Genomic DNA, 6223 nt, shown 5'->3' with positions numbered 1-6223 from the left:
TATGATACCTGGGCACTCGCGCATGGAACCGGCGGCGCGATTGTGCGGCAGGGCGGCAAGAACTGGTTTTTCATTACGGCCGACTACGCCTTCGGCCATGCCCTCGAGCGCGATACGTCAGCGGTCGTGGAGGCGGCCGGCGGCAAGGTGCTCGGCGCAGTCCGCGTCCCCCTGAACACGCCCGATTTCTCCTCCTACCTGCTGCAGGCGCAAGGCTCGAAAGCGCAGGTCATCGGTCTTGCCAATGCCGGCGGCGACACCATCAACGCGGTCAAGCAGGCGGCCGAGTTCGGTATCGTCAAGGGCGGGCAGCGGCTCGCCGGACTTCTTGTCTTCCTGACCGACGTTCACGCGCTCGGCTTGCAAACCGCGCAGGGCCTGACGCTGACGACGGCGTTCTATTGGGACCTCAACGACAAAACCCGCGCGTTCGCCAAGCGCTTCGCCGCCCGCAATGACGGCAAGTATCCGACCATGGTTCAGGCCGGCGTGTATTCCTCGGTGTTGCATTATCTTGAAGCCGTCGCCAAGACCGGCTCAGCAACCGACGGCGCGAAGGTCGTCGCGGCCATGAAGTCAACTCACTACGACGACCCGCTGTTCGGAGACACCGTGGTTCGCCAGGATGGACGAGCGGTTCATGCCATGTATCTCGTCGAGGTCAAGAAACCGTCGGAGTCGAAAGGCCCGTATGATTACTTCAAGGTCCTCACAACGATCCCGGCGGATCAAGCGTTCCGCCCGCTTGCCGAGGAGAAGGGCACCTGCGGTCTGGTGCGGACCGCGTCAGGAACGCCTGCAAGGTAGACGGGCAATCGCCCCCGCCCATCATCGTGAGGGCGGCTTGAGGGCGGCCTGGGTTTGATTCTCGGTGGAACAGTTGTCGCCGTGGAACAGTTGTCGCCCGCCTATTTCGCGCTCGTGATGGCGACCGGCATCGTGTCGATCGGGGCGTCGGATTTCGGGCTTCCGTTACTCGCGACCGGACTTTTCGCGTTCAATCTCGCCGCCTATGTCGTGCTGGCGTGCCTGACCGCCTTGCGCTCGATCCGCTATCCGCAGGCGTTCCTTGCCGACATGACCGATCATCGGCGTGGGCCCGGCTTCCTTACCGCGGCTGCCGCATCTTGCATTCTTGGCGCCCAGTTTCTCTCGATGGCGCGGAGCCTCGCGGCCGCGACCGTGTTGCTGGCGCTCGGCATGGTGCTGTGGGCCGGGCTGACCTACACAATCTTCACTGCGCTCACGATCAAGCGCGACAAGCCTCCACTGCAAGACGGTCTCACCGGAGCCTGGCTCATCGCAGTGGTTGCAGCCCAGTCGATCGCCGTCCTCGCCGCGCTGATTGCGCGTGAATGGCCGCAACCGCTTCGGCTGGAGCTCAATTTCCTCGCGCTCGCGATGTGGTCGTGGGGCGGGATGTTCTACATCTGGATCATCTCGCTCATCTTCTACCGCGAGACCTTTTTCACCTTCTCGCCCGGCGACCTGACGCCGCCCTACTGGATCAACATGGGCGCAATGGCCATTTCGACGCTGGCTGGTGCGCAGCTGGCGCAGAACGCGCCGGATGCGCCCTTTCTCGCTGTGCTGCTGCCGTTCCTCAACGGACTCACCGTGTTTTACTGGGCGACCGGCACCTGGTGGATTCCGATGTTGCTTGTGCTCACGACATGGCAACATCTGATCCGGCGATTTCCGCTACGCTACGATCCGCTCCATTGGGGCGCCGTCTTTCCATTGGGGATGTATGCGGTCGCGACAAAGCAGATGGCGGCGACGCTCCAGCTTCCATTCCTTGCGCCCTTGCCGGCCGCAGTTTTTGTGGCGGCGCTGGCCGCCTGGACATTGGCCTTTGCGGCTCTCGCATGGCAGATCACGCGTAAGCTCGCGCGCTGGTGGCGGTAGATGCTGAGGACGTACCGCTGCCATCTCGAGATCGGCGACGATCCCGGATAAACTCTGGAAACACATTTTGCTGGAACTCGAAGCAGGACAGGGCCATTTCAGGTGGTGGCGGTGGCGCGGCTTTGTCGATAGCGACCGCCGGCGCTTGCGCGTCCCAAGCCGGCCGACGGGCCACGCCCGGCACAAATTCTCGCAGCGAAACCGGAAAAAACCCGGCAACCGGCGCAAGGTTCCACCCGCAATTTGAATTAATCCTGCTGGTACTCATTGTTCTTGCTGGTCCCGGCAGCGCGCAGTCTGATAGGCTGGCGCGTCCCCTTCGAGGCATGCCATGTCGTTCCATGTCCTTGCTTAAGCTCGACATCCCGGTCCCGACGCCTGCCCTTCTCGAATCCTTTCTCGAGCTCGACCAGGGGATTCTCGACGCGCTGCCGATCGGCGTTTACGCATGCGACGCCGACGGCCGGATCCTGCGGGTCAACCAGCGCGCGATCGAGCTTTGGGGACGGCCCCCAAAACTCCGCGATCCCGTCCAAAGGTACTGCGGCTCGTTCCGCCTTGAGAGCCTGCAAGGTGAATTCATCCCGCCCGGCGAAACGCCGATGGCGCGTGCGGTGCTCGCGGGTGAACGTTTCGAGGGCGTCGAGACCGTCGTGCAAAACCCGGACGGAAAACGCTGGGTGGCGCGTGTCAACGTAGCTCCTCTGCGCGACGGCGATGGCTCGGTCGTCGGCGCCATCAACTGCTTCCAGGACGTCACGCGCGAGCACGAGATGCGGCTCGAACTGGAGGAGCAGCAACGCACGTTCGACCTCGCCATGATCGCTTCCGACATGGGCACGTGGCGCTACACCATCGCGGACAACATCTGCGTTTACGACGAGAACGCCCAGCGCCTCTATGGACTGACAGAGGCGCGCTTTCTCCACGACAAGGATGGCGTGGAAGCGAAATTCCATCCTGCCGACAGGGATCTGATGTGGGCCCGGGTCAACAGGGCGCTCGATCCCAAGGGCGATGGCCGCTATGACGTCGAATACCGGGTCAGGCAGCTTGACGGCAGCTGGCGATGGCTCAGTGCCTGGGGCCTGGTGGAATTCGAAGGCCAGGGCGCCGAGCGCAAGCCGGTCGCCATCGCCGGCGCGAGCCGCGATCTCTCGGAGAGAAAGCAGGCTGAAGAATTGCAGCGGCTGCTCGGCAACGAGTTGAACCATCGCGTCAAGAATACGCTCGCCACCGTGCAGTCGATCGTCAACCAGACCCTTCGGGGCGCGACCGATATCGAGGCGGCTCGCGAGACGCTGAACGCGCGCATCGTCGCGCTCGCCGGAGTTCACGATCTGCTCACCGATCGCAGTTGGGCGGCCGCCGATCTTGCCGAACTGGCCGCGCGCGCCGTTGCGCCATTTGTCTCCGGCCAGATCGGGCTCGTTGGTCCCTCTGTGGATGTTTCGCCCAGCCAGGCGCTGGCGCTCTCTCTGGCGCTGCACGAACTCGCCACCAACGCGGCGAAGTATGGAGCGCTCTCGCGCCCCGAAGGCCGGGTCGAACTCCGCTGGCAGGTGCAGGCCGGCCGGCTCAACCTGAGTTGGCGGGAGAGCGGCGGCCCGCGTGTCGATCCGCCGACCCGTCAGGGGTTCGGCACCCGCCTCATCGAACACGCGCTAAGCCGTGACCTCGACGGGAAAACCCGTCTGGAGTTCGCTCCCGAGGGCGTTCGCTGCTCAATTATGGCTGCGCTCGTCACCTAGACCATCGGCATGGCGCCAGGCTTCGGCTTCGGACCAGCCGGAATGCCGGCAAACCAATGCGGACCTTTCATCGATCACGCGCGTTGAGGCCTTGAGAACCGGGGCGTCGACGAACGCGGAGCTTTGGTCATGAGCATTATTCCTCTTCACCTGCAAAGAAAGTTCGAGCAGCGGTGGGCGGCGAGGTTTGTCGCGCCGGCCGCGCCCAACAACAGCCGGCTGAAAGTTGCCCTCGACACTCTGCCACGCCCCGTGAGCGCAGAAGAACAACCCGCCGGCTCAAATCGGCGGGCCACGTGTGAGTCCAATGTGGAGTTTGGAAATGAAGCAAATCCTTGGACTGAGTGTCGCCCTGCTGCTTTTTGGAAGCGGCATCTGGGCGAACGTCAGCGGTAGCGGCTCGCTCTCCCAAAACAAGGGCGCGTGGGTGTCCTACGCCTTCCGGTAACGGCGCCGCGCAACGAAAATAAATAACGTTTTAGGATCGATGGATATGGTTGTTGATCCGTGCGGCGTCGTCGCGAAGGAGAAAGCCAATGACCATGATGAAGGCATTGAGCGTGATCGCTGTTCTATCAACCGTACTCGCTGGGCCGGTTTTCGCGCGGGACGCAGGACATGATCACGTGCGGATCCATCGCGGTCCGGCGCACCACCATGCCCAGGGTCAGTATTTTCGCGGCGCTTACAACCAGTGGAACGACCGTCTCGATCTGAGAGAGAACTTCGGAGGCCGCGATCGCTCGAGGATAGGCGGGGAAGATCCCGACCTCCATCCCACCGCCTACTGACTTATTGCCTTGGGGCCGCTGATGCGGCCCCAACAGAAGATCTACGGTTCGCCTTCCCGCGATCCTAACGCACCGATGCCTGTTCGGCCTTGGGTGCAGTGCCCTCCCGATCGCGCGTGGCCGCGACGAGCGGCCGAAATTCACCCTGACCTCCTGCTGACGCTCTTTTGGCGTTTGGCCATCGGCGTATCGACGATCGCCTCAAGCGTGCTGCTGCGCAACATGGTGGATAGGTCGACGGCGAGGTCATAGTTGCGACCCACTCGAGCATAAATCTTCTATAAAGGAACGAGCTCAGGGGAGAAAAACAATGAAAGCCTTCGCTGGTTGGTTGATCGTACTATTGCTGACGTCGACGACGGCGCATGCGTTCGATGCGGCCGCGGTGCCGGAACTGAAGCGAACCAAACTTGGCCAGTACCTGTCCTCGCAAGAGGCGGCGAAGTTCATGGACCAGAACGCATCGAAGGCGCTGTTCCTCGACGTGCGAACGCCCGCCGAGGTGACGTTCCTGGGGATGCCTGTGCAGGCGGATGCCAATGTTCCGTACATGAAGGATCCCGATTTCCCTGTTTGGGATAGCGTGAAGGGAACCTTCAAGCTCGAACTCAATCCGGACTTCCTCCCCGAAGTGCGCCGCAGGCTGGCCGCTAAAGGTCTCAAGCCTGACGATCCGATCGTGTTGATCTGCCGGTCGGGCGACCGCAGTGCGGCCGCGACCAATCTTCTCGCACAAGCCGGCTTCAAGAACGTTTATTCGGTCGTCGACGGATACGAAGGCGATCTGGCGGCCAGCGGACCGAAGGCCGGCCAGCGCGCCGTCAACGGATGGAAGAATGCCGGCTTGCCCTGGACCTACAAGCTCGACAAGGCCAAGATGTATAAAATGGAAAACTAGGCGCGCGGTTTCGACGTCAGCTGCTCTCTAGTTCAAGCCGATCGCGGAGACCGCGCGCGCAACGGAGGCGATGATGCCGCTCTGTTGCGCGGCGGGAATGGTGGCACCCGTCAAATAGACCGCAACGATGATGGGCGCGCCGCTGGGCGGCCAGACCACGGCGACGTCGTTGGCCGTTCCCCGTTCGCCGGAGCCCGTCTTGTCGCCAACGCGCCAATCGTTCGGAAAACCTGCGCGCAACCTTGCGCCGCCGGTCTTGTTGGCGATCAGCCAGGCCGTCAATTGCTCGCGTGACGCAGCCGAAAGGGCTTCGGTTCCAAAAAGAAGCGCCCTCAAATTGGAAGCCATCGCGTTCGGGGTCGTCGTATCGCGGGGATCGCCGGGCAGCGCCTCGTTGAGAGAGGTCTCATTTCTGTCGAGCCGGGTGACGTCGTCGCCAAGCGTCCGCACGAAGGCTGTCAGGCCGGAAGGACCGCCGATGTTTGCAAGCATGAGGTTGCCGGCCGTGTTGTCGCTCCGCGTCACCGCCGCTTCGCAAATTTCAGCGAGCGTCATGCCGCCATCGCCTGTGTGTTTTTCAGTGACCGGCGAATTTGCGACGATGGTGGAAGCGTCGAACGTGATGCGGCGCGTCAGTTGCTCGCTGCCCGCATCGACGCGCGCCAGAATGGCTGCGGCCGCAAGCGCCTTGAACGTACTGCATAGCGGGAACCGCTCGTCGCCCCGATAGGTGCGGCGCACGCCTGATGAGGTTTGCAGAACACAGACGCCGAGCCGCCCGCCGCTCTCGCTCTCCAGGCGTTTGATCTGGTCGATCAGCCGCGGATCGGAACTCGCGGCGCGCGCGGCCTTCGCCCCTCCGCTCACATGAGCCG

Annotated in this window: 7 protein-coding genes; 6 read left to right on the top strand and 1 reads right to left on the bottom strand. The window is 62.9% G+C overall.

All coding sequences use genetic code 11. From position 1 onward, the window contains the following. The 6 genes from WB528_RS28340 to WB528_RS28315 form a co-directional block, all read left to right on the top strand. The coding region (locus WB528_RS28340; protein WP_423892762.1) for an ABC transporter substrate-binding protein at positions 1–807 on the top strand (807 nt) is incomplete at its 5' end. An 81-nt stretch (positions 808–888) separates the two neighbouring features. Beyond that, positions 889–1908: a tellurite resistance/C4-dicarboxylate transporter family protein gene (locus WB528_RS28335; protein WP_423892760.1), complete on the top strand. Its 1020-nt coding sequence runs from the start codon at positions 889–891 to the stop codon at positions 1906–1908. Positions 1909–2249: 341 nt separating this feature from the next. Beyond that, a complete protein-coding gene (locus tag WB528_RS28330; protein ID WP_423892757.1) occupies positions 2250–3659 on the top strand; it encodes a sensor histidine kinase in 1410 nt (469 codons plus the stop codon). 322 nt (positions 3660–3981) lie between these two features. Continuing rightward, complete coding sequence (locus tag WB528_RS28325; protein ID WP_423892755.1) at positions 3982–4107, top strand: hypothetical protein; 126 nt, start codon at positions 3982–3984, stop codon at positions 4105–4107. 88 nt (positions 4108–4195) lie between these two features. Next, complete coding sequence (locus tag WB528_RS28320; protein WP_423892753.1) at positions 4196–4450, top strand: hypothetical protein; 255 nt, start codon at positions 4196–4198, stop codon at positions 4448–4450. Positions 4451–4760: 310 nt separating this feature from the next. Continuing rightward, entirely contained in the window at positions 4761–5348 is a 588-nt protein-coding gene (locus WB528_RS28315) for a rhodanese-like domain-containing protein (protein WP_423892751.1), read from the top strand. Positions 5349–5375: 27 nt separating this feature from the next. Here WB528_RS28315 and bla read toward each other — a convergent pair whose 3' ends face one another. Continuing rightward, positions 5376–6215, bottom strand: coding sequence for a class A beta-lactamase (gene bla / locus WB528_RS28310; protein WP_423892764.1), 840 nt, complete (start codon positions 6213–6215; stop codon positions 5376–5378). Positions 6216–6223 lie beyond the last annotated feature (8 nt).

The sequence above is a fragment of the Bradyrhizobium sp. genome (assembly GCF_049586575.1).
Taxonomy (GTDB): domain Bacteria; phylum Pseudomonadota; class Alphaproteobacteria; order Rhizobiales; family Xanthobacteraceae; genus Bradyrhizobium.
Note: the sequence above shows the minus strand (reverse complement) of the source record. Positions and strands in the feature narration are given on the sequence as shown.

What these genes read in the sequence shown, in the direction of transcription:
- WB528_RS28325 (WP_423892755.1), top strand. Translation starts at nt 3,982, where the DNA reads ATGAAGCAAATCCTTGGACTGAGTGTCGCCCTGCTGCTTTTTGGAAGC.
- WB528_RS28320 (WP_423892753.1), top strand. Translation starts at nt 4,196, where the DNA reads ATGACCATGATGAAGGCATTGAGCGTGATCGCTGTTCTATCAACCGTA.
- WB528_RS28330 (WP_423892757.1), top strand. Translation starts at nt 2,250, where the DNA reads ATGTCCTTGCTTAAGCTCGACATCCCGGTCCCGACGCCTGCCCTTCTC.
- WB528_RS28315 (WP_423892751.1), top strand. Translation starts at nt 4,761, where the DNA reads ATGAAAGCCTTCGCTGGTTGGTTGATCGTACTATTGCTGACGTCGACG.